Below are 18,290 nucleotides of genomic sequence, written 5' to 3' on the forward strand. Positions count from 1 at the left end.
TACGTACAGATATTTCACAAAACCAGCGCCGAATAGTCCGCGAAGGCAGCGCGCATCACCTGCCAGGTCGCCTCGTCAGCCGGAATCAGATGCTCGATGCGCAGCGAGGTGAGGGTGATGTCCTGGGGCATGCCGAACGTGGTGAAGGTCGACAGAAAGTTCAGCTCGCCTTCGAGTGAGCGGATGCGCGTGAGCACCAGCGGCGGCATTTCGGTGGGTAATTGGGTGTGAGTCGGCGCTGGCAAACTCGCCATCAGCGCAGCCAATGCCGGATTGTCCAGCGCCTCGCGGGTTGCCCGTTGCCAGGCCAGGGTGCGGATCTCTTCGGCGTTGATCAGGTGATCGCCCAGGCCACCGGTTTGCAGCAGGGTGGTCAGCAGGTTCAAGCCATCGGCTGCATCTGCTTTGATGCCCACCCGTTCAAACAGCAGGCCGGTACTGACATTCGCCGCCAGCACTTGCCACTCGCTGCCCAGCAGAATCGCAGGCGCGGGGTTGTTGGCATGCAGCACATGGTTGACCGCTTCGCGAACCGCGGCCATGGCCGGTGAGGCAAGCGGGGTCGCGGTGTAGCGCGGGGCGTAACCGGCGGCGAGGAACACGCGGTTGGATTGCTCCAGCGGTGTCTCCAGCGCCGTCAACAGGTTGTGTAGTGTCCCCGGGCTAGGTGTGGCGCGACCGGTTTCGAGGCAACTGAGATGACGCTGAGAAATCCCGGTGATCAGGGCGAGGTCCAGTTGGCTCAACTTGGCCTGTCGGCGCAGTTGGCGCAGGTGTTCACCGGCGCTAGCAGGGTTTTCCATGACGTGTTCATGACCTCCGAGGTCATTGCGAGGGGCCAAACCTTATCACTAAGGTGGGCCTCGATCACCTCAAGGACGACACCATGCACAGACCTTATATTGCCCTGGCCGGCTTGCTCGGTTTTTCGCTGTACACCCTGGTTACGATGCTGACTGCCGAGCAATCGCTGCTGGCCTTTGGGCGCGAGCTGATGTCTCGACCGGACACCGCGCAAGTGGTGATCGACCTTTACCTGATGGCGGTATTGGCGTGTGTATGGATGTATCGGGATGCGCGCGGGCGAGGGCGGTCAGTGCGTTCGGTGGTGCCGTACTTTTTATTGACGGCGGTGTTTGTGTCAGTGGGGCCGCTGCTCTATATCGTGGTGCAGGGAGTCAGGGATGAATGACCTCCTGAGAGTCTATGCCCTGTGTGTACTGGTGCTATGCCTGAAGATGTTTGCGGTTTCCTGCTACCAAGGGTATTTCCGCATTCGAGGCCTGGCATTCACCAACGCTGAAGATGCGGCTTTCTTTAAGCGCGCCAGGCATTCGATAGAGCTGCCACCGGTTGGCCGAGCGAGCAGAGCGTGGGCCAATGATCTGGAAAACATCCCCATGTTTTTTGTGCTGGGAGGGCTGTGTGTTGCGCTGGAGGCGCCCGCTGTGGCGAGTGCGTGGTTGTTTGGCGGTTTTACCCTGGCCCGTCTGGCGCATACGGTGACGTATCTGGCGGGTTGGCAACCTTGGCGAACGCTGGCGTATGGGGTCGGGGTGATCTGTTTGCTCGGGCTTGGCGCGATGACTTGTTGCAGGCTTGTCTGAAATTCAGCGGCATCCCGCTTACTTCTGTAGTGAGCGAGCTTGCCTCGCGCGGGGCAAGCCCGCTCACCACAAAAGCGCCTCACTGACTCAAGCCCATCGCCTGCCTTTGGTTGTCTTGATACGCCGTGACCTGTGACTGGCCTTGAAGTCTTATGGGGTCGGGGTGATCTGCTTGCTCGGGCTTGGCGCGATGACTTGTTGCAGGCTTGTCTGAAATTCAGTGGCATCCCGCTCACTTCTGTAGTGAGCGAGCTTGCCTCGCGCGGGGCAAGCCCGCTCACCACAAAAGCTCGTCACTGACTCAAACCCATCGCCTGCCTTTGGTTGTCTTGATACGCCGTCACCTGTAACTGGCCTTGAAGTCGTATGGGGTCGGGGTGATCTGCTTGCTCGGGCTTGGCGCGATGACTTGTTGCAGGCTTGTCTGAAATTCAGCGGCATCCCGCTTACTTCTGTAGTGAGCGAGCTTGCCTCGCGCGGGGCAAGCCCGCTCACCACAAAAGCTCGTCACTGACTCAAACCCATCGCCTGCCTTTGGTTGTCTTGATACGCCGTGATCTGTAACTGGCCTTGAAGTCGTATGGGGTCGGGGTGATCTGTTTGCTCGGGCTTGGCGCTATGACTTGTTGCAGGCTTGTCTGAAATTCAGCGGCATCCCGCTTACTTCTGTAGTGAGCGAGCTTGCCTCGCGCGGGGCAAGCCCGCTCACCACAAAAGGGCCTTACTGACTCAAACCCATCGCCTGCCTTTGGTTGTCTTGATACGCCGTGACGTGTAACTGGCCTTGAAGTCTGCGGCGCCACCGGCGTACTGCTCACACCGAAGCGTTGGAGTCGGTCAGGACGGGCCGGAGTGTGGGGGTTAGTTACGATCTCTAACCGTAGGGCGTGGCGCCCCTGCGATCCACCAACCGGATACTGTCCCGCCCACCCCGCTTGGACTCATACAGCGTGGTATCCCCTTGCTCAATCAACGCCGCCAGGCTCTCCGGCGGCTGATCGAACAGGTTGGCGCCAATGCTCAGGGTCACCGGTTGCGGGGTGCTGAAGCTCTGCGAGGCCAGTTGCTGAAACTGGTCGCGCAGGCTGCTGCCCAGTTCGACGATCTGCTCAGCCGACGTGGGATTGAGCAGGATCACAAACTCATCGCCGCCCAGCCGTGCTGCCAGTGCGCCTCGGGGCACGACGGCGCGGATCATTTCGCTCAATGCGATCAACAGGCGGTCGCCGGCGGTGTGGCCGTGGAGGTCGTTGACGCCTTTGAAGTTGTCGATGTCGATCAGCAGCAGGGCGCCGGGTTGGGTCGAAGATACCTGGGCCAGCAGGCGAGGGGCGCGCAGGTCGAGGGCGCGACGGTTGTAGAGGGCGGTGAGTGGATCGCGGGCGGCGAGGCGGGCGATCTGTTGTTCGCGGCGGTAGCGTTCGGAACCCGTCATGGACAAGGCAATCAGCATGATTGCCATGGCGCCTTCCACCAGGGAGATCTGGATGATCTCGCCCTTGAAGGCGGCGAGGTCGATCAGGGTGCCGGGAATGACCACCGACAGCGTTTTGGCCACGTAAAAGGTCCCGTGGAGCAGCAGCACGAAACGCAACTGCACCGCGCCGACGCTCAGGGACCGGCCATGGGGCCGCAGCAGGAAACTGGCGCGCAGGGTGGGCAGGGCGACCAACAGCGATTGCACCGCCAGCATGGCTTTGGACCAAGATTGGTCCGTTGGCAGCGCGAGCATGGCGAACCAGATCACGGGCATCAGGGCCCAGGCGCGTGACACGCGTACTTGGGTAAACCGCGCCACGCCGAGCAGAAACAGGAAGTGTGCGGTCACCAGCAAACCGTTGGCGAACCAGATACCGATGACTAAAAAGCCATTAATGCGCAGCAGGGCCAGGAGCGAACCGATGGTGATGGTGGCGAAACCGCTGCTCCACAACAGCAGCGAGGGTTCGCGCACGCTGCGCCATTCGACCAGCAGGTAAAGGGCGGCAGCGGCTGCCAAGGCAACGGTGAGTGCCAAAATCGTGGGAGGGTCGAGCGTCATTTCTTGCTGGGTCTGCCTGGTGTGCGTTTAAACCGGGATTGTAAGCGCACACGCAGGTTTTTCAGAGCATTCTGTGTAGTGGCACACAGCCAGCCGATGATCGGCGGGTCAAACGCCTTTGGTCGACGGCAGCAGAATCGTCAGGATACCCACCAGCGGCAGGAACGAGCACAGTTTGTAGACGTACTCAATGCCGTGGTTATCCGCGAGCAAACCGAGCAACGCCGCGCCAATCCCGCTGAAACCGAACATCAGGCCAAAGAACACACCCGCGATCATCCCGACATTGCCCGGCACCAGTTCTTGGGCAAACACGACAATGGCCGAGAACGCCGAAGCCAGGATAAAGCCAATCACCACACTGAGTACGGCGGTCCAGAACAGATCGACGTAGGGCAGGGCCAGGGTGAAGGGCGCGGCGCCGAGGATGGAGAACCAGATGACTTTCTTGCGGCCGATTTTGTCGCCGATCGGGCCGCCCGCGAAGGTGCCCACGGCCACCGCACCGAGGAACAGGAACAGGTACATCTGGGAACTCGATACCGACAGGTGGAATTTTTCAATCAGGTAAAACGTGAAGTAGCTGGTCAGGCTGGTCATGTAGAAGTACTTGGAGAACACCAGCACTGCCAGCACCACCAGGGCAAACGTCACGCGGCCTTTGGACAAGCCGTGGGTGGCTTTGCCGCCTTGCTTGAGCTTGAACAGCGCGAGGTGGTTGCGGTACCAGCGGCTCAAGCCATACAGCACCAGGATCGCGAACACCGCGAACAGACCGAACCAGGCGATATTGCCCTGGCCGTAGGGAATGATGATCGCCGCTGCCAGCAACGGGCCGAAGGCGCTGCCGGTGTTGCCACCGACCTGGAAGGTCGATTGCGCAAGGCCGTAGCGTCCGCCGGAAGCCAGGCGCGCCACGCGGGAGGTTTCCGGGTGGAAGGTCGATGAGCCTACGCCCACCAGACCCGCCGCCAGCAGGATCGCCGGGAAGCTGCCGACAAACGCCAGCATCAGGATGCCGATCAATGTGCACACCATGCCGGCCGGCAGCAGCCAAGGCTTGGGATGACGATCAGTGTGGTAGCCGATCCACGGTTGCAGCAGCGAGGCGGTCAGTTGGAAGGTCAGGGTGATCAGCCCCACCTGGGCAAACGTCAGTCCGTAATTGGCCTTGAGCATGGGGTAGATCGACGGCAGCACGGCCTGGATCAGGTCATTGATCAGGTGCGCCAAAGCGCAGGCACCGAGGATACGCATAACTAATGGGCTTGCTTGGGGCGCACTGGTAGCAGTGGCGGGTGACGCGGTGAGTGTCGACATGCAGGCATTCCATACAAGGCAGCGAACAGGGGCCGCCAATACGTGGCTGGCGGCCCATTTCAAATTGTGTCGGGCTTTATGCTAGATTCAGTAAAAATGTCTGTCTCACGAAATTCGGGCAGTAACTGTCGCAAAAAGGGCTAAATGATCAAGTCACTGGATAAATTCCTGCAGGAGATCGACGAAGGCGAGTGGGCCGTGATCAGTTCGGCCACCGACTATCCTGAAAACTGGGTGATCCCCGACCACAGCCACGAGAAGCATCAACTGCTCTACGCGACCGAAGGAGTCATGGTAGTGCATTCGGCGCAGAACCAATGGACAGTGCCGCCCAATCGCGGCTTCTGGATGCCCTGCGGGCACGTGCATTCCCTGCGCTGCGTAGGGCCGCTGAAAATGCGCAGCGTGTTTGTGCGCCCCGACAGCTTCCCCAATCTGCCCACCGAAACCAAGGCTGTGAGCATCTCGCCGCTGCTGAGCGAGCTGATCAAGGCCTCGGTCAGCCTCAAGCCGCCTTATGCCGAAGACTCGCGGGATGCGCGGATCATGCACCTGATCCTCGACGAACTGGCCATCCTGCCCGCGTTGCCGTTATCTCTGCCACAGCCTGCCGACCCGCGTATCCAGCGGATCTGCCTGGCGCTGCAACAGAATCCGGGCGATGCCTCGACAGTGGCGCACTGGAGCGAGCGCCTGGGCCTGGATCAGAAAACCATCCAGCGCCTGTTTCGCAAGGAAACCGCCATGACCTTCGGCCAATGGCGCCAACAGGCGCGGTTGCTACTGGCCCTGGAGCGCATGGCGATGGGGGAAAAGATCATCGACGTGGCGTTGGAGCTGGGCTACGAAAGCCCCAGCGCCTTCACCAGCATGTTCAAGAAACAGTTCGGCAAGACGCCGAGCCTGTTTTTCAAACCGGGCCCAGCAGCCGGTTGAACGCGTCGATATCCAGCGGGCGGCTGAGGAAGTAGCCCTGGCCTTCATCACAGGCCACGGCCTTGAGCATCGCCAGGTGCTCGGCGGTTTCGATGCCTTCGGCGGTCACCGTGAGTGCCAGGGCACGTCCCAGGCCGACGATGGCATGGATGATGGCTTGGTCGTCCTCGCTGTCTTCCAGTCGGGTCAGAAAGCTGCGGTCTATTTTCAAGCCATCGAACGGGAACGCGCGCAGGTAGCTCAGTGACGAATACCCGGTGCCAAAGTCGTCCATGGCGATGCGGATGCCCAGTTGTTTGAGGGCGCGCATCACGTCCAGCGCACCGACGGCGTCTTCGAGCATGACGCTTTCGGTGATTTCCAGTTCCACCCGCGCCGGTTCGATACCCGAGGCCTGTAACGCGTGACGCACGCGCTCCATCAGGTTGCCGCGCTTGAACTCGGTCGGCGACAGGTTGACCGACACAAACAACGCATCCGGCCACTGGGCGGCACAGGCACAGGCGGTTTCCAGCACCCAGTCACTCAGCGACAGGATCAGGCCGGACTCTTCGGCAATCGGGATAAAGGTGTCCGGCGCAATCAGGCCGCGCTCCGGGTGTTGCCAGCGCACCAGCGCTTCGGCGCCGACCATCTGCCCGTCGGCTATGCGGTAACGCGGCTGAAAGTGCAGGCGCAATTCCCCATGTTTGATCCCATAGCGCAGGTCGCTTTCCAGGCGTCGACGCTCGATGATTCGTGCATTCATCTCGCCGGAGTAGAAGCGCCAGGTATTGCGCCCGGCGGACTTGGCCTCGTACAGCGCGATGTCCGCGTAGCGCAGCATTTCGGTGACGTTGCCGGCGTCGTTGGGCGCCAGCGCAATACCGATGCTGGCGCTGATAAACACTTCCTGCTCATCGATCCGGATCGCGCGCTCAAGGGAGACGATCAAGCGTTTGCAAAAGTTTTCGACGTCGTCCTGGGTGCCGGCATCGCTGAGGATCAGCACAAATTCATCGCCGCCAACCCGCGCCACCAGGTCACCGTGACGCACGCAGTCGGTCAGGCGGCTCGACACTTCATTGAGCACCCGGTCGCCGGCGGCATGCCCGAGCAAGTCATTGACCGGTTTGAATCGGTCCAGGTCCAGGCTGAGCATGACCAAGGGTTGCTCAAGGAGGGGCAGCGTCTTGAGCTTGGTGTCCAGGAAGGCTTGCAGACGCGTGCGATTGGGCAACCCGGTCAGGGCGTCATGCTGGGACAAAAATTCAATGCGTCTGCGCGCCTCGACTTCTTCAGTCACGTCGGTGGCGGTGCCGCGAAACCCGCCGCACGGCATTTTCCGCGCCGATAGCCGGGTGGTGCGCTCTTGCCCTTGGGCATCCACATATAGGCATTGCACGCTGAGGTCCGGGCGTCGGCCGGGCGTGCACAACCACTGTGACAACAACCCGTCTTCGGTGCCCAGCAGGTCATTCATGGCCGCGCCGATCCAGGCGTCGCGGGTCAACCCGGTTACGCTTTCGAAACGCTCCGAGAGGTAGGTAAAGCGCCAATCGCCGTTGATCTCCCAGACCCAGTCGGAACTGGCTTCTACCACATCGCGAAAGCGCGCTTCGCTGGTGGCCAAGGCGTTCTGGCTGGTTTGCAGCGAGCTATGACTGGCATCCAGCGCCAGGGCGGCGGCTGTGCTGCGGCGCAAGATCATCCACGTCATCAGGCACACCAGCAGCGCGGCCAGGCCCAGCAAGGGCAGGCCGACGCCAATGAGGCGTCGGCCGGGCTGTTCCGGCTGCCAGTACAGGCTACCGGCGCTGCCGTTGTCGCCGAGGGGTAAAAACACGCCCTTGGCGATGTCTTCAGGGGTGGCGATGTGCAGGTTGCCCACGCCGAAGTCATCGCCGATCCGGCCCAATTTGGCGCTGTCGAGGATGTCGACAAAGACCAGCACCGAGGCTGGCCTACCGTCTGCAACCACCGTGGGGTCGGTGCCCGGCGTAATGGCTGCGGCAGCCACCAGTGCGGGGCTGCCGCGTACGTTGATGAACGTGCTCACCGGGGTTTCGTTGTCTACGCCGGCGCGGGCCTGTTCGAGCAGTTGGGTGAGGGGCTGATCGAGCCATTCGCTGAGCTCAAAGGTTTGCAGTTCGCCTTCGACCACGGTGTACACCGTGCGATTGGCATCGTTGACCACAAACAGGCCCTGAAAACCGAAGTCTTGGAACAGTGTGGGCCCGATATTGCCGCGCTCGAAGGCCCAATCCTTGTCCACCTGTACATGCAGGTGCTTGTAGGCATCGCTCCAGAACGCGTAGTCCTTGACCGTCACCCGCATGGCTTTTTCCATGGACTGTATGGCTTTGCGGGTATGGAACGCGCTTTCGGCCTGCTCGGTGCGGTCCAGGTCATGGGCGATGTAAAGCAGTGAGTAAGCCGCTGCCGCAAACACAACGGCCAGCAAGGCCATGAAATTGAACAGTGACGTGCGTGCCAGTGACAGGCTGGTGCGGGTGGACAGCGAGCGGACGATTGGAGCGAGAGAGTTGGGCATTATTTAGCGCAGGGCCTCGCTGCAAGTCAGGGGTATGACAAGTTATCGGCGGCCCTTGGAAAAGATTGAGTGCGTCAGGCTGTGCTCAAGTGTTGTGCGCGAACACTGACGCAGCGTGTTGCCCACGCAAGCAACGCCGCCCCGCACAGCAGCGCCGCACTCAACTCAAACGTCGCCCGATAGCCACTGAAGTCAAACACCACACCGCCCACCGTGGCGCCTGAAGCAATCGCCAACTGGATGATCGCGACCATCAGGCCGCCCCCTGCTTCGGCATCCTTGGGCAGGGTGTTGGCCAGCCACGTCCACCAACCCACGGGGGCGGCGGTCGCGACCAGGCCCCAGAGCCCCAGCAACAGGGTTGTCATCGCCGTCGAGCTGCCGAAGGCGACCAAGGCCAGGGCGATCAACGCCATCAGCAGTGGGATGGCAATCAGCGTGGGATACAGGCTGCGCTTCAAAAAACGCTCGATCAGGAACGTGCCCGCCAGACCGGCCATGCCCAGTACCAGCAGCATCAGCGACAACAGGGACACGCTGACCTGGGTGACGGTTTCCAGGAACGGTCGCAGGTAGGTGAACAGCATGAATTGACCCATGAAAAACACACTGACCGCCAGCATGCCCATGATCACAGGCGGCTGTTTCATCAGGCGCAGCACGTTGGTGGTCTTTGCCTCGCCCTGCGACTTGATCGACGGCAGGCTGATCAGCAGCCACACCACGGCGATCACCGCCACCGGCACCACGCAGAAAAACGCGCCACGCCAGCCGATCATTCCGCCCAGAAAACTGCCCAGTGGTGCAGCAATCACCGTGGCCAGAGCGTTGCCACCGTTGACCACGGCCAGGGCACGCGGCACTTGGTCGTCCGGTACCAGGCGCATGGCGGTGGCGGCCGACAGTGACCAGAACCCGCCGATGGCAACGCCGATCAGCGCTCGCCCCAACATGAAGACCATGTAGTTCGGCGCAAAGGCCACGACCGTTCCGGACACGATCATCAGCAGTGTCAGTGCCACCAGCAGGCGCTTGCGATCCACCCGCGCCGCCACGGCGGCAATCACCAGGCTGGTGAGCAAGGCAAACAGCCCTGACACCGAAATGCCCTGGCCGGCCTGGCCTTGAGTGATGTTGAGGTCGGCCGCCAGTGGCGTCAGCAGGCTGACCGGCATGAACTCCGAGGCGACTAATGTAAAGGCCGCCAGGGACATAGCGAACACCGCGCCCCAGCGCGGTGCATTCGGGTTTTTGGTCATCACTTGAGGTTGTTCTTGAAGAAGGTGGTGAGGTGGGCAAACGGAATCAGATTGACCCGGTCGTACAGGTCCACATGCCCCGCGTTCGGGATGATGAGCAATTCCTTCGGTTCGGCCGCACGCTGGTAGGCGTCTTCGCTGAACTCGCGGGAGTGCGCGTTGGCCCCGCTGATCAGCAGCAGCGGACGCGGAGAGATCGTCTCGATGTCGTTGAACGGGTAGAAGTTCATGAACTTCACGTTGCTGGTCAGCGTCGGCATGGTGGTGGTCTGCGGCGACGCACCGGCAGGCGTGACCTGGCCACGTGGCGTGCGGTAGAAGTCAAAGAACTCGTCCCCCACCGGGTTGCCCGTCAGCTTGAGCGGCGTGCCGCTGGTGTAGAGGGTCTCGCCGCCCTGGAATTCCACATAGCGCTGGTTGGCCGCTTGCAGCAGGATATGCCGGCGTTGTTCCAGGGTGACGCCGTGCTTGAGGCCGTTGCGGTTGGCCGCGCCCATGTCGTACATGCTGACGGTGGCGATGGCCTTGAGGCGGGGGTCGATCTTCGCCGCCGCGATGACGAAGCTGCCGCTGCCACAGATACCGATCACGCCAATGCGTTCACGGTCGACCATCTGCCGGGTGCCGAGGAAGTCCACGGCGGCGCTGAAGTCCTCGGTGTAGAGGTCGGGCAGCACCGCGTTGCGCGGTGTACCGGCGCTGTCGCCCCAGAACGACAGGTCCAGAGAGAGTGTGACGAAGCCCTGTTCGGCCATTTTGGTGGCGTACAGGTTCGCGCTCTGTTCTTTGACGGCACCCATCGGGTGACCGACGATAATCGCGGGGCTTTTAGCACCCGAGCTCAGGTTTTTCGGCACGAACAGGTTGCCGGCAACCTGCAGGCCGTATTGGTTGTTGAAGGTGACCTTTTCGACCGTCACCTTGTCGCTTGTGTAGAAGTTGTCAGCACTGTTGGACATATCGGCTCCCAGAGCAGTTAAAGACGTCACCAGCAAACCAAGGGCAAGCAAGAGGCGTTTCATGGGCGGATCCTTGAAAGGGTTGGTCCGCACATTTTCCCGGTGTGGCGGTGGCATCTGTAGTGCGTTCCGCTGGATTACTTGCCTGATGCTCTGAGTCTGGTGGTTTACGGGGGACGCCATGGACTGCGCGGGGTAGAGTTCGCGGATCAACAAAAAGGGCAGGTTATGAAGAACAATCTGGACGCGCTGGTCCACGCCATTGCATCGCGCATCGCTGCGCCTGGGGACTGCCCCATGCCGATCCCGGGCCTGGGGTTCTATCGGCGTGAGCAGCCGTGCACGCCGGTGGTGTGCATGGTCGAACCGAGCATTGTGCTGGTGGCCCAGGGGCAGAAGCAGCTGTGGGTGGGCGGCGAGGGGTATCCGTATGACACGTCACGCTTCCTGGTGACATCGCTGGACATTCCTGCCAATTCCGAAGTGCTGCAGGCGAGCCCCACGCGGCCGTGCCTGGGGCTGACCTTTAAGCTGGACCTGCGCATATTGGCCGAGCTGATCGCCCAGAGTGAGCTGCCGCCCAAGCGCGAGCGTTCAGTGCTCAAGGGGGTCGGCATCGGGGTTGTCACCGACGGCATGCTGGCGTCGTTTGCGCGGCTGGTGGCGTTGCTCGATGAGCCCGAGGCGATCCCGGTACTCGCACCACTGATCCAGCGCGAGATCCACTACCGCTTATTGCAAAGCGACCAGGCTGGACGACTGCGGCAGATTTGTTCAGTGGACGGGCAGGGCTACCGTATCGCCAAGGCGATTGACTGGCTCAAACTCAATTACGACGCAGTGCTGCGCGTGGAAGACTTGGCGGCGCGGGTGCAGATGAGCGCGGCCACGTTCCATCATCACTTTCGCCAACTCACGGCGATGAGTCCGTTGCAGTATCAGAAGTGGCTGCGTTTGAACGAGGCGCGCCGGTTGATGCTTAACGAGCATCAGGATGTCTCCAGCGCGGCGTTCAAAGTGGGCTATGAAAGCCCGTCGCAGTTCAGCCGCGAATACAGCCGGCTGTTTGGCGTGCCGCCCAAGCGCGACATCGCCGGGTTACGCGGCAAGCCGAAATTTAACGATCACTCTGTGTCAAGTTAGCGAAAAAGATGCAGCCAATCAGTCGGGCAAACAGGCTCAGGGTTTCCGGCAGGTTGGGGTCGTCAAACAGCATCGCTTGTGAATCCAAGGCACACAGCGCGCCGAACAGGCGGCCATCAGGCAGGAAAATCGGCGCGCCGGCGTAGCTTTCGATAGCGAACTGCTTGACTACCGGGCGTGAAGCGAAGCGGCCGCTTGCGCTGACCTGCGGGATGAACAAGGTCTGTGGATTAATGCAGAACTCGCTGCACAGTGTGGTTTCCAGGGTAAGCACGTCATCCACATTGATCCCCATTTCCATAGGGTCGTGGACCGAGCAGACCACCCATTCCAGGTCGGTGAACTTGGCGATGCCGGCAAAGCGCATCCCGGTCAGGCGGGTGACCAACTGCAGAATGCTGGTGGTGGCTTCTATTTCGGCGATGGCGGCGCGTTCGTCTGCGCTCAGTAGCGAATGTGCTGCGGTGAAGCTGGGAAGCATGCTGAGCTCTCCAAAGGCGTGGTGGCCGGGGCCACCACGCACGGTCAAGTCTTAATTAATTCGCGGGTGCTGTTGCACCAGATTCTGGCGCTTAGCTTCCAATTCCGCAATTTCGGCGTCGATGTCTTCGATCTTCTGCTCGATATTGTCGTGGTGTTCCTGCAGCAACTCCTTGGCTTCTTCCATGTCCGAAGCTGCCGGCGCCGCGCCACGCAGAGGCTTGTTGGCAGTTTCCTTCATCGTCAGGCCGGTGATCAAACCGACCACGGCAAACACCATCAGGTAGTAGGCGGGCATGAACAGGTCGTTGGTGCTTTCCACCAGCCACGCCACGGCCGTCGGTGTTACACCGGCGATCAGTACCGAGACGTTGAACGCACTGGCCAGCGCGCTATAGCGCAGGTGAGTGGGGAACATCGCTGGCAAGGTCGAAGCCATCACGCCGATGAAGAAGTTCAGGATCACAGCGAGGATCAAGAGGCCGGCGAAGATCAGGCCGATCTTGCCGCTGGTGATCAGCATGAACGCCGGTATCGATAGAAACAGCAAGCCAACACTGCCCGCGATGATGAAAGGCTTGCGGCCGATCTTGTCACTGATAAAGCCAATGAACGGTTGCACGAACAGCATGCCGACCATGATCGCGATGATGATCAGCACGCCGCTGTTTTCTTTGTAATGCAGGTTGTGGGACAGGTAGCTCGGCATGTAGGTGAGCAGCATGTAGTACGTCACGTTGGTGGCCGCGACGATACCGATGCAGGTCAGCAGGCTGCGCCAATGCTTGGTGGCGACTTCCTTGAAGGAGACCTTGGGACCGTGGGTCAGGCCTTCGCGGTCGCCTTGTTCGAGCTTGTCCATGTGTTGCTGGAACGCGGGGGTTTCTTCCAGCGCATGGCGCAGATACAGGCCAATGATGCCCAGAGGCAGAGCCAGGAAGAACGGCAGGCGCCAGCCCCACGATTCGAATTCAGCTTCGCCAAGCACGCTGGAGATCAATACCACTACGCCGGCACCGAGCACAAAACCGGCAATCGAGCCGAAGTCCAGCCAGCTACCGAGGAAGCCGCGCTTGCGGTCCGGGGCGTATTCGGCGACGAAGATCGACGCGCCGGTGTATTCACCACCCACCGAGAAACCCTGGGCCATCTTGCACAGCAGCAGCAGGATCGGCGCCCAGATGCCAATGGACGCATAGCCGGGAATCAGGCCGATGGCAAAGGTGCTCAGGGACATGATCACAATGGTGGCGGCGAGGACTTTCTGCCGTCCGTATTTATCGCCCAGCGCGCCGAAGAACAGGCCACCCAGCGGACGAATCAGGAAAGGCACGGAGAACGTACCCAGCGCGGCGATCATTTGTACGCTGGGGGAGGCGTCCGGGAAGAACACTTTACCGAGCACATAGGCGACAAACCCGTAGACACCGAAGTCGAACCATTCCATGGCATTGCCAAGGGCGGCGGCGGTAATTGCTTTGCGCACCTTGGCATCGTCGACGATGGTGATGTCCTTCAACCCGATGGGTTTGACGCTTTTTCTACGTAATTTCATGCGAACCACTCTAAAACAGAACAGGGGTGGTGCTATCACTGCGATAGCACCGCTCTGTCACTTCAGATACAAGCGGACACGAAAAAATTCACCCGTTGCTGTACTTTTTCTCGACTGGCAGCAGATCTACCTGTGAAAAGCGCTATTTCACGACCCCGCTACCCCTGTAGTGAGCGGGCTTGCCCCGCGCTGGGCTGCGAAGCAGCCCCAAAACCACACAACCTGGTTTGTTTGGAAAACCGGGTTGGCGTTGATGGAGCTGCTTCGCAGCCCAGCGCGGGCGGTGCGACGATTCGACAAGCCCGCTCACCACAAAAAAGAGCGACATCCTTGAGAGAACCACCCCAATGCCCACCTCACGCCTGATCTACCGCCCACCAACACTCGAGGATCTGCCGCGATTGTTCTCGATCTTCGGCGACCCACAGACCAACCGGTTCAATCCTTCCGGTCCCTTGGCAAGCCTTGCCGATGCGCGGCGGCTGCTCGACCACTGGCTCGCACAATGGGCGCGCGACGGTTATGGCTGGTGGGCGATTGCCCGGCGTGAATCCCCAGAGCACCTTATCGGCTTTGGCGGTATCGCACCGCTCAACTACCTCACTGAGCGGCGCATCAACCTCGGCTACCGTTTTGCCGTGGAGGCCTGGGGGCAGGGCTATGCCACCGAGCTTGCCCGCGATGCGCTGGTGCTGGCGTTTGAAACCCTGAACCTGCCCGAAGTGTTCGGGCTGGTCCGGCCCGATCACGCCGCCTCGATCCGCGTGTTGGAAAAGGTGGGCCTGCAGCACATTGGCGTCCTCGATGATGTGCCCGGTCAGGCACCGAGTCTGGTGTTACGCATTTGTCATCCTACAACTACCTCTCTCTGAAACTTCTCGTAACTACGTAGTCCCTAGACAGGCGGCAATCTTTCAGATTGACACCGCTCATGGGTCTCGATATAAAAGTCGCAGTTGTACGACGACATATGACGTTACATATGTCCTACCTAACAAAAATAAAAAGTGATGCCATGAATCTGAACGAGCCCATCAGCGCCCAGCGCGTTGGCCAGGCGGTAGGCAACTATCGCTGGACCATCTGTGCGATGTTGTTTTTCGCCACCACCGTCAACTACCTCGACCGCCAGGTGCTCAGCCTGTTGGCACCGCAGTTGTCCACGCAATTTGGCTGGAGCAATACCGATTACGCCAACATCGCGGCGGTGTTCCAGTTCGTGTATGCGATTTCCATGCTGTTTGCTGGGCGCTTTGTCGACAAGATCGGCACCAAGGCCGCTTACGTGGTCGCCATCGCCATTTGGTCCACCGGCGCCGTCATGCATGCGTTCTCGGTGCAGATGGGCGAGGGCATTGCCGCTGTCAGCAGTGCGATTGGGCTGGCGGTGATTCCGGTATCGATTGCCGGGTTCATGCTCTCCCGAGCGGTGCTGGCGATTGGCGAGGCGGGTAATTTCCCGATCGCGATCAAAGCCACTGCCGAATACTTCCCCAAGAAAGAGCGCTCCTTCGCGACCGGCATCTTCAACTCCGGCGCCAACGTCGGCGCGATCCTGGCGCCGATCTGCGTGCCGCTGATTGCTGGCATGTGGGGTTGGGAAGCCGCGTTCATGGTGATCGGCATGCTCGGTTTCCTGTGGGTAGCGGTGTGGGCAGCGGTGTATGAAAAACCCGAGCAGCAAAAACGCCTGTCGGCCGAAGAACTGGCCTATATCCGCAGTGACCAGACCGTACAGCCGTTCACCAAAGCCCCGTCTGGCGCGCCCGAAAAGAAAGTCTCCTGGTTCAAGTTGCTGACCTACCGCCAGACCTGGGCCTTTGCCTTTGGCAAGTTCATGACTGACGGCGTGTGGTGGTTCTTCCTGTTCTGGCTGCCGACTTACCTGTCCGCGCAATACGGCATGAAAGGCGCCGATATCGTGATGCCGCTGGCGGTGCTGTACAGCATGACCATGGTCGGCAGCATCGGCGGCGGCTGGTTCCCCAGCTACTTTATGGCGCGCGGCGATGCCCCGTACGACGGCCGCATGAAAGCCATGCTGGTGATCGCGCTGTTCCCGTTGGTCGTGTTGTTGGCGCAGCCCCTGGGCTATATCAGCTTCTGGGTGCCGGTATTGCTGATCGGCGTGGGCGCGTCTGCGCACCAGGCGTGGTCGTGCAACATCTTCACTACCGTGTCCGACATGTTCCCGCAGAAAACCGTGGCCTCGGTGGTCGGTATCGGTGGCATGGCCGGTGGGATCGGCGGCGTGGTGATGACCAAGATCGGCGGATGGGTGTTTGACTATTACAAGTCAATCAACGACATCCACACCGGCTACATGATCATGTTTGCTATCTGCGCCCTGGCCTACCTGGTGGCGTGGAGCGTGATGAAGACCTTGGTACCGCGTCACAAGGAAATCACCGACCTGTGAAAACCACAGGTCGCGAGGTGCACTTGCGCCTCACACCCGTTCAGCACCCCCGCAGGTGCTGGCGGGGTCTGCCCTGGTCAGGATGATCCGCACCGCCATCACCACACCGGTTAGCACAGCGGCCAAGCCTGCGGTTTCCATCGGCGTTGGCCAGCGCCCGTGAAACCCCAGGCCGAGCAGGGTGGCGAAGAGTGATTCAAGTGCGATCAATTGGCCGCTCAATACCATAGGCAAGCGCTGTGTTGCGGCGTTCCAGGCCCAGGCGCCGACCACGGTCGACATCAGCGCGATGGTCAGGCTCCAGGCATACAGCGGCCCAGCGCGGGAGAGCTCAAGGCCCAACGTCGGAAGCTTGAGCAGGCCGAAGCTCTGTATCAGCGGCAGCAACCCCAGTGTGGCGGTGCCTGCACCGAGCAGCATCAACGCGCTCCAGAGTCCAATGCTCGACGCGGGAAGGTGCATCAATTGCTTTTGATTGATCACGCTGAAGCCCATCCACAAGCCAACCGCGCTCAGCGAAAACAGCAGCCCCAACCACCAGGAAGCAAGGCTCAATGAAGGCTGGTGCAGGCTGCTCAGATTGGCCAACAACAGCCCCACGGTCAGGCACGTCAACGGCATCGCCAGCCTGCGCCACTGCACGGTTTTGTCCCTGGCGTTGCCGAGCAGAGCCAGCAACACGGGGACCATCCCCACCAGCGTCGGCGTCAGCACCGGGCCGCCGAACATGACTCCCGCAGCGATGCACGCGCCGTATCCCAGGCAGCCCAAGGCGCCGAGGGCTGCGGCGAGGCAGAGCTGGCCAGGCCGCAACAAACGCAGGTGCGCCCGCCACAGAATCACGCCCAATACACCCAGCGCGCCCGCGATCAAAAAACGCACCACCATCAGGTCGTAGAGGGTGTATTCGCCACTGACGTAAGGCGTGATGAAGTTCAGCGCCCAGCCCAGGGTCGAGATGACCGCCAGGGTTACGCCAACAAATATCGAGCTCTGCGGTAAGGTCATCAGGGTTATCCATCAGGCGAGAGATCCATGGTGCCTAGCCGCGAGGCTGTGCTACAAACGAGTTCTCGGCCCTGAATGCATAACTTCAGATTATGAATACGCTCGGTAAAACCTTGCCGCCTCTTGCCAGCTTGTTGCCCTTTGAAGCAGCAGCGCGCCTGTGCAGCTTCTCCAGGGCGGCGGATGAATTGCACATCACACAGGCGGCTGTCAGCCGACAGATTCGTGGGCTTGAAGACAACCTCGGGGTGAAGCTGTTTTACCGGCGCAACCGCGCGGTATCCCTTACGCAAGAAGGGGGTGACCTGGCGCGGGTGGTTAGCGACGCATTGCACAGCATCGCTGACAGCGCAGCCCTCTTGCGCGCCGCGCAACGCAGCGACCGGGTGGTGCTGCTCTGCCAACTGTGCGAGGCGTTCTATTGGTTGATGCCGCGTCTGTCGAGTTTCCACCAGCAATACCCGCATCTCGATATCCAGGTCGTGACCTCAACCCGGCCGCTGACGGAGTTCAATGCGCACTTCGACGTTGCTCTGCAAAGTTCGCGGCGACCCAGTGGCCCACATCCCTTGATGTTCACCGCTGCTGACGAAGTGTTCCCGGTGTGCAGTCCGGGCTACTTCGATGCGCGACAACCGCTGTCGCTCACCGAATTACAGTCGGCCACTTTTTTGCACCACAGCTCCCAGCCTCCGCACTTGATGGAGTGGGACAGTTGGTTGCAGGTATTCGGGCAGACAGTGGCCGTCAATGCGCGCAGTGCCACATTCGACAGTTATCCATTGATGTTGCAGGCAGCGGTGGAAGGGCATGGAGTTGCCATGGGCTGGCGCCGTACGGCAAGCAGGCTGATCGAGAGTGGGGCGCTGGTCAGGCCCTGTGTGGAGAGCGTGCATTTACCCGAGGCGATTTCGATTTATCGTCATCAAGGCGCGGGCGACCGCCCAGAGATCGCGGCGTTGTTGGGCTGGTTGCAGGAGCAATTAAAGGGCGACAGCTGACGGCTGATCAGCTGTCGCACACTCAATGC

16 protein-coding genes are annotated in these 18,290 nt (G+C 60.7%); 7 read left to right on the forward strand and 9 right to left on the reverse strand.

The features are described 5' to 3' along the window. Positions 1 to 14: 14 nt before the first annotated feature. Positions 15 to 803, reverse strand: coding sequence for a helix-turn-helix domain-containing protein (locus tag AB4N82_RS22970; protein WP_122765387.1), 789 nt, complete (start codon positions 801 to 803; stop codon positions 15 to 17). 83 nt (positions 804 to 886) lie between these two features. Between AB4N82_RS22970 and AB4N82_RS22975 the strand changes: the two genes are divergently transcribed. Further along, positions 887 to 1,192, forward strand: coding sequence for a DUF2834 domain-containing protein (locus tag AB4N82_RS22975; protein WP_095184604.1), 306 nt, complete (start codon positions 887 to 889; stop codon positions 1,190 to 1,192). Continuing rightward, complete coding sequence (locus AB4N82_RS22980) at positions 1,185 to 1,607, forward strand: MAPEG family protein (RefSeq protein WP_122765386.1); 423 nt, start codon at positions 1,185 to 1,187, stop codon at positions 1,605 to 1,607. Before AB4N82_RS22975 ends, AB4N82_RS22980 begins: the two co-directional genes overlap by 8 nt. An 874-nt stretch (positions 1,608 to 2,481) precedes the next feature. Here AB4N82_RS22980 and AB4N82_RS22985 read toward each other — a convergent pair. After that, on the reverse strand, positions 2,482 to 3,648 hold the full coding sequence (locus tag AB4N82_RS22985) for a GGDEF domain-containing protein (RefSeq protein ID WP_095184606.1): 1,167 nt from the start codon (positions 3,646 to 3,648) through the stop codon (positions 2,482 to 2,484). A gap of 108 nt (positions 3,649 to 3,756) precedes the next feature. Next, entirely contained in the window at positions 3,757 to 4,968 is a 1,212-nt protein-coding gene (locus tag AB4N82_RS22990; RefSeq protein WP_095184607.1) for an MFS transporter, read from the reverse strand. A 144-nt stretch (positions 4,969 to 5,112) separates the two neighbouring features. Here AB4N82_RS22990 and AB4N82_RS22995 point away from each other — a divergent pair, with 144 nt between their 5' ends. Next, a complete protein-coding gene (locus tag AB4N82_RS22995; protein ID WP_032885323.1) occupies positions 5,113 to 5,904 on the forward strand; it encodes an AraC family transcriptional regulator in 792 nt (263 codons plus the stop codon). Here AB4N82_RS22995 and AB4N82_RS23000 read toward each other — a convergent pair. From AB4N82_RS23000 to AB4N82_RS23010, 3 genes are all read right to left on the reverse strand, one after another. Further along, positions 5,879 to 8,437: an EAL domain-containing protein gene (locus tag AB4N82_RS23000; RefSeq protein WP_122765243.1), complete on the reverse strand. Its 2,559-nt coding sequence runs from the start codon at positions 8,435 to 8,437 to the stop codon at positions 5,879 to 5,881. The genes AB4N82_RS22995 and AB4N82_RS23000 overlap by 26 nt on opposite strands. A 74-nt stretch (positions 8,438 to 8,511) precedes the next feature. Then, the gene (locus tag AB4N82_RS23005) at positions 8,512 to 9,696 is read right to left on the reverse strand and encodes an MFS transporter (protein WP_122765242.1); all 1,185 of its coding nucleotides are present in this window, start codon (positions 9,694 to 9,696) and stop codon (positions 8,512 to 8,514) included. After that, on the reverse strand, positions 9,696 to 10,718 hold the full coding sequence (locus AB4N82_RS23010) for an alpha/beta hydrolase (RefSeq protein WP_095184610.1): 1,023 nt from the start codon (positions 10,716 to 10,718) through the stop codon (positions 9,696 to 9,698). Before AB4N82_RS23010 ends, AB4N82_RS23005 begins: the two co-directional genes overlap by 1 nt. Before the next feature lie 165 nt (positions 10,719 to 10,883). Between AB4N82_RS23010 and AB4N82_RS23015 the strand changes: the two genes are divergently transcribed. Then, a complete protein-coding gene (locus AB4N82_RS23015) occupies positions 10,884 to 11,798 on the forward strand; it encodes an AraC family transcriptional regulator (RefSeq protein ID WP_095184611.1) in 915 nt (304 codons plus the stop codon). On the opposite strand, the gene AB4N82_RS23020 is transcribed toward AB4N82_RS23015, so the two are convergent. Next, positions 11,773 to 12,279 (reverse strand): GAF domain-containing protein, encoded by a 507-nt coding sequence (locus AB4N82_RS23020; RefSeq protein ID WP_122754317.1) that lies wholly within the window; start codon positions 12,277 to 12,279, stop codon positions 11,773 to 11,775. The two genes, AB4N82_RS23015 and AB4N82_RS23020, sit on opposite strands and share 26 nt — an antisense overlap. Before the next feature lie 51 nt (positions 12,280 to 12,330). After that, positions 12,331 to 13,833 carry a glycine betaine/L-proline transporter ProP gene (proP, locus tag AB4N82_RS23025; RefSeq protein ID WP_032885317.1) on the reverse strand — a complete coding sequence of 501 codons (1,503 nt, stop codon included), beginning with the start codon at positions 13,831 to 13,833 and terminating at the stop codon, positions 12,331 to 12,333. A 347-nt stretch (positions 13,834 to 14,180) separates the two neighbouring features. On the opposite strand from proP, the gene AB4N82_RS23030 reads away from it, so the two are divergent. Further along, entirely contained in the window at positions 14,181 to 14,705 is a 525-nt protein-coding gene (locus AB4N82_RS23030; RefSeq protein WP_122765241.1) for a GNAT family N-acetyltransferase, read from the forward strand. Positions 14,706 to 14,848: 143 nt separating this feature from the next. Continuing rightward, the gene (locus tag AB4N82_RS23035) at positions 14,849 to 16,252 is read left to right on the forward strand and encodes an MFS transporter (RefSeq protein ID WP_032885315.1); all 1,404 of its coding nucleotides are present in this window, start codon (positions 14,849 to 14,851) and stop codon (positions 16,250 to 16,252) included. Positions 16,253 to 16,282: 30 nt separating this feature from the next. Here AB4N82_RS23035 and AB4N82_RS23040 read toward each other — a convergent pair whose 3' ends face one another. Continuing rightward, the gene (locus AB4N82_RS23040) at positions 16,283 to 17,260 is read right to left on the reverse strand and encodes a DMT family transporter (RefSeq protein WP_122765240.1); all 978 of its coding nucleotides are present in this window, start codon (positions 17,258 to 17,260) and stop codon (positions 16,283 to 16,285) included. Positions 17,261 to 17,352: 92 nt separating this feature from the next. Here AB4N82_RS23040 and AB4N82_RS23045 point away from each other — a divergent pair, with 92 nt between their 5' ends. Further along, a complete protein-coding gene (locus tag AB4N82_RS23045) occupies positions 17,353 to 18,261 on the forward strand; it encodes a LysR substrate-binding domain-containing protein (RefSeq protein WP_122765239.1) in 909 nt (302 codons plus the stop codon). Positions 18,262 to 18,290 lie beyond the last annotated feature (29 nt).

Source organism: Pseudomonas sp. H1_D04 (genome assembly GCF_054683855.1).

Excerpts from the sequence above, each read along its gene's own strand:
- AB4N82_RS22970 (WP_122765387.1), bottom strand. The coding sequence starts at position 803 with ATGGAAAACCCTGCTAGCGCCGGTGAACACCTGCGCCAACTGCGCCGA.
- AB4N82_RS22975 (WP_095184604.1), top strand. The coding sequence starts at position 887 with ATGCACAGACCTTATATTGCCCTGGCCGGCTTGCTCGGTTTTTCGCTG.
- AB4N82_RS22980 (WP_122765386.1), top strand. The coding sequence starts at position 1,185 with ATGAATGACCTCCTGAGAGTCTATGCCCTGTGTGTACTGGTGCTATGC.
- AB4N82_RS22985 (WP_095184606.1), bottom strand. The coding sequence starts at position 3,648 with ATGACGCTCGACCCTCCCACGATTTTGGCACTCACCGTTGCCTTGGCA.
- AB4N82_RS22990 (WP_095184607.1), bottom strand. The coding sequence starts at position 4,968 with ATGTCGACACTCACCGCGTCACCCGCCACTGCTACCAGTGCGCCCCAA.
- AB4N82_RS22995 (WP_032885323.1), top strand. The coding sequence starts at position 5,113 with ATGATCAAGTCACTGGATAAATTCCTGCAGGAGATCGACGAAGGCGAG.
- AB4N82_RS23000 (WP_122765243.1), bottom strand. The coding sequence starts at position 8,437 with ATGCCCAACTCTCTCGCTCCAATCGTCCGCTCGCTGTCCACCCGCACC.
- AB4N82_RS23005 (WP_122765242.1), bottom strand. The coding sequence starts at position 9,696 with ATGACCAAAAACCCGAATGCACCGCGCTGGGGCGCGGTGTTCGCTATG.
- AB4N82_RS23010 (WP_095184610.1), bottom strand. The coding sequence starts at position 10,718 with ATGAAACGCCTCTTGCTTGCCCTTGGTTTGCTGGTGACGTCTTTAACT.
- AB4N82_RS23015 (WP_095184611.1), top strand. The coding sequence starts at position 10,884 with ATGAAGAACAATCTGGACGCGCTGGTCCACGCCATTGCATCGCGCATC.
- AB4N82_RS23020 (WP_122754317.1), bottom strand. The coding sequence starts at position 12,279 with ATGCTTCCCAGCTTCACCGCAGCACATTCGCTACTGAGCGCAGACGAA.
- proP (WP_032885317.1), bottom strand. The coding sequence starts at position 13,833 with ATGAAATTACGTAGAAAAAGCGTCAAACCCATCGGGTTGAAGGACATC.
- AB4N82_RS23030 (WP_122765241.1), top strand. The coding sequence starts at position 14,181 with ATGCCCACCTCACGCCTGATCTACCGCCCACCAACACTCGAGGATCTG.
- AB4N82_RS23035 (WP_032885315.1), top strand. The coding sequence starts at position 14,849 with ATGAATCTGAACGAGCCCATCAGCGCCCAGCGCGTTGGCCAGGCGGTA.
- AB4N82_RS23040 (WP_122765240.1), bottom strand. The coding sequence starts at position 17,260 with ATGACCTTACCGCAGAGCTCGATATTTGTTGGCGTAACCCTGGCGGTC.
- AB4N82_RS23045 (WP_122765239.1), top strand. The coding sequence starts at position 17,353 with ATGAATACGCTCGGTAAAACCTTGCCGCCTCTTGCCAGCTTGTTGCCC.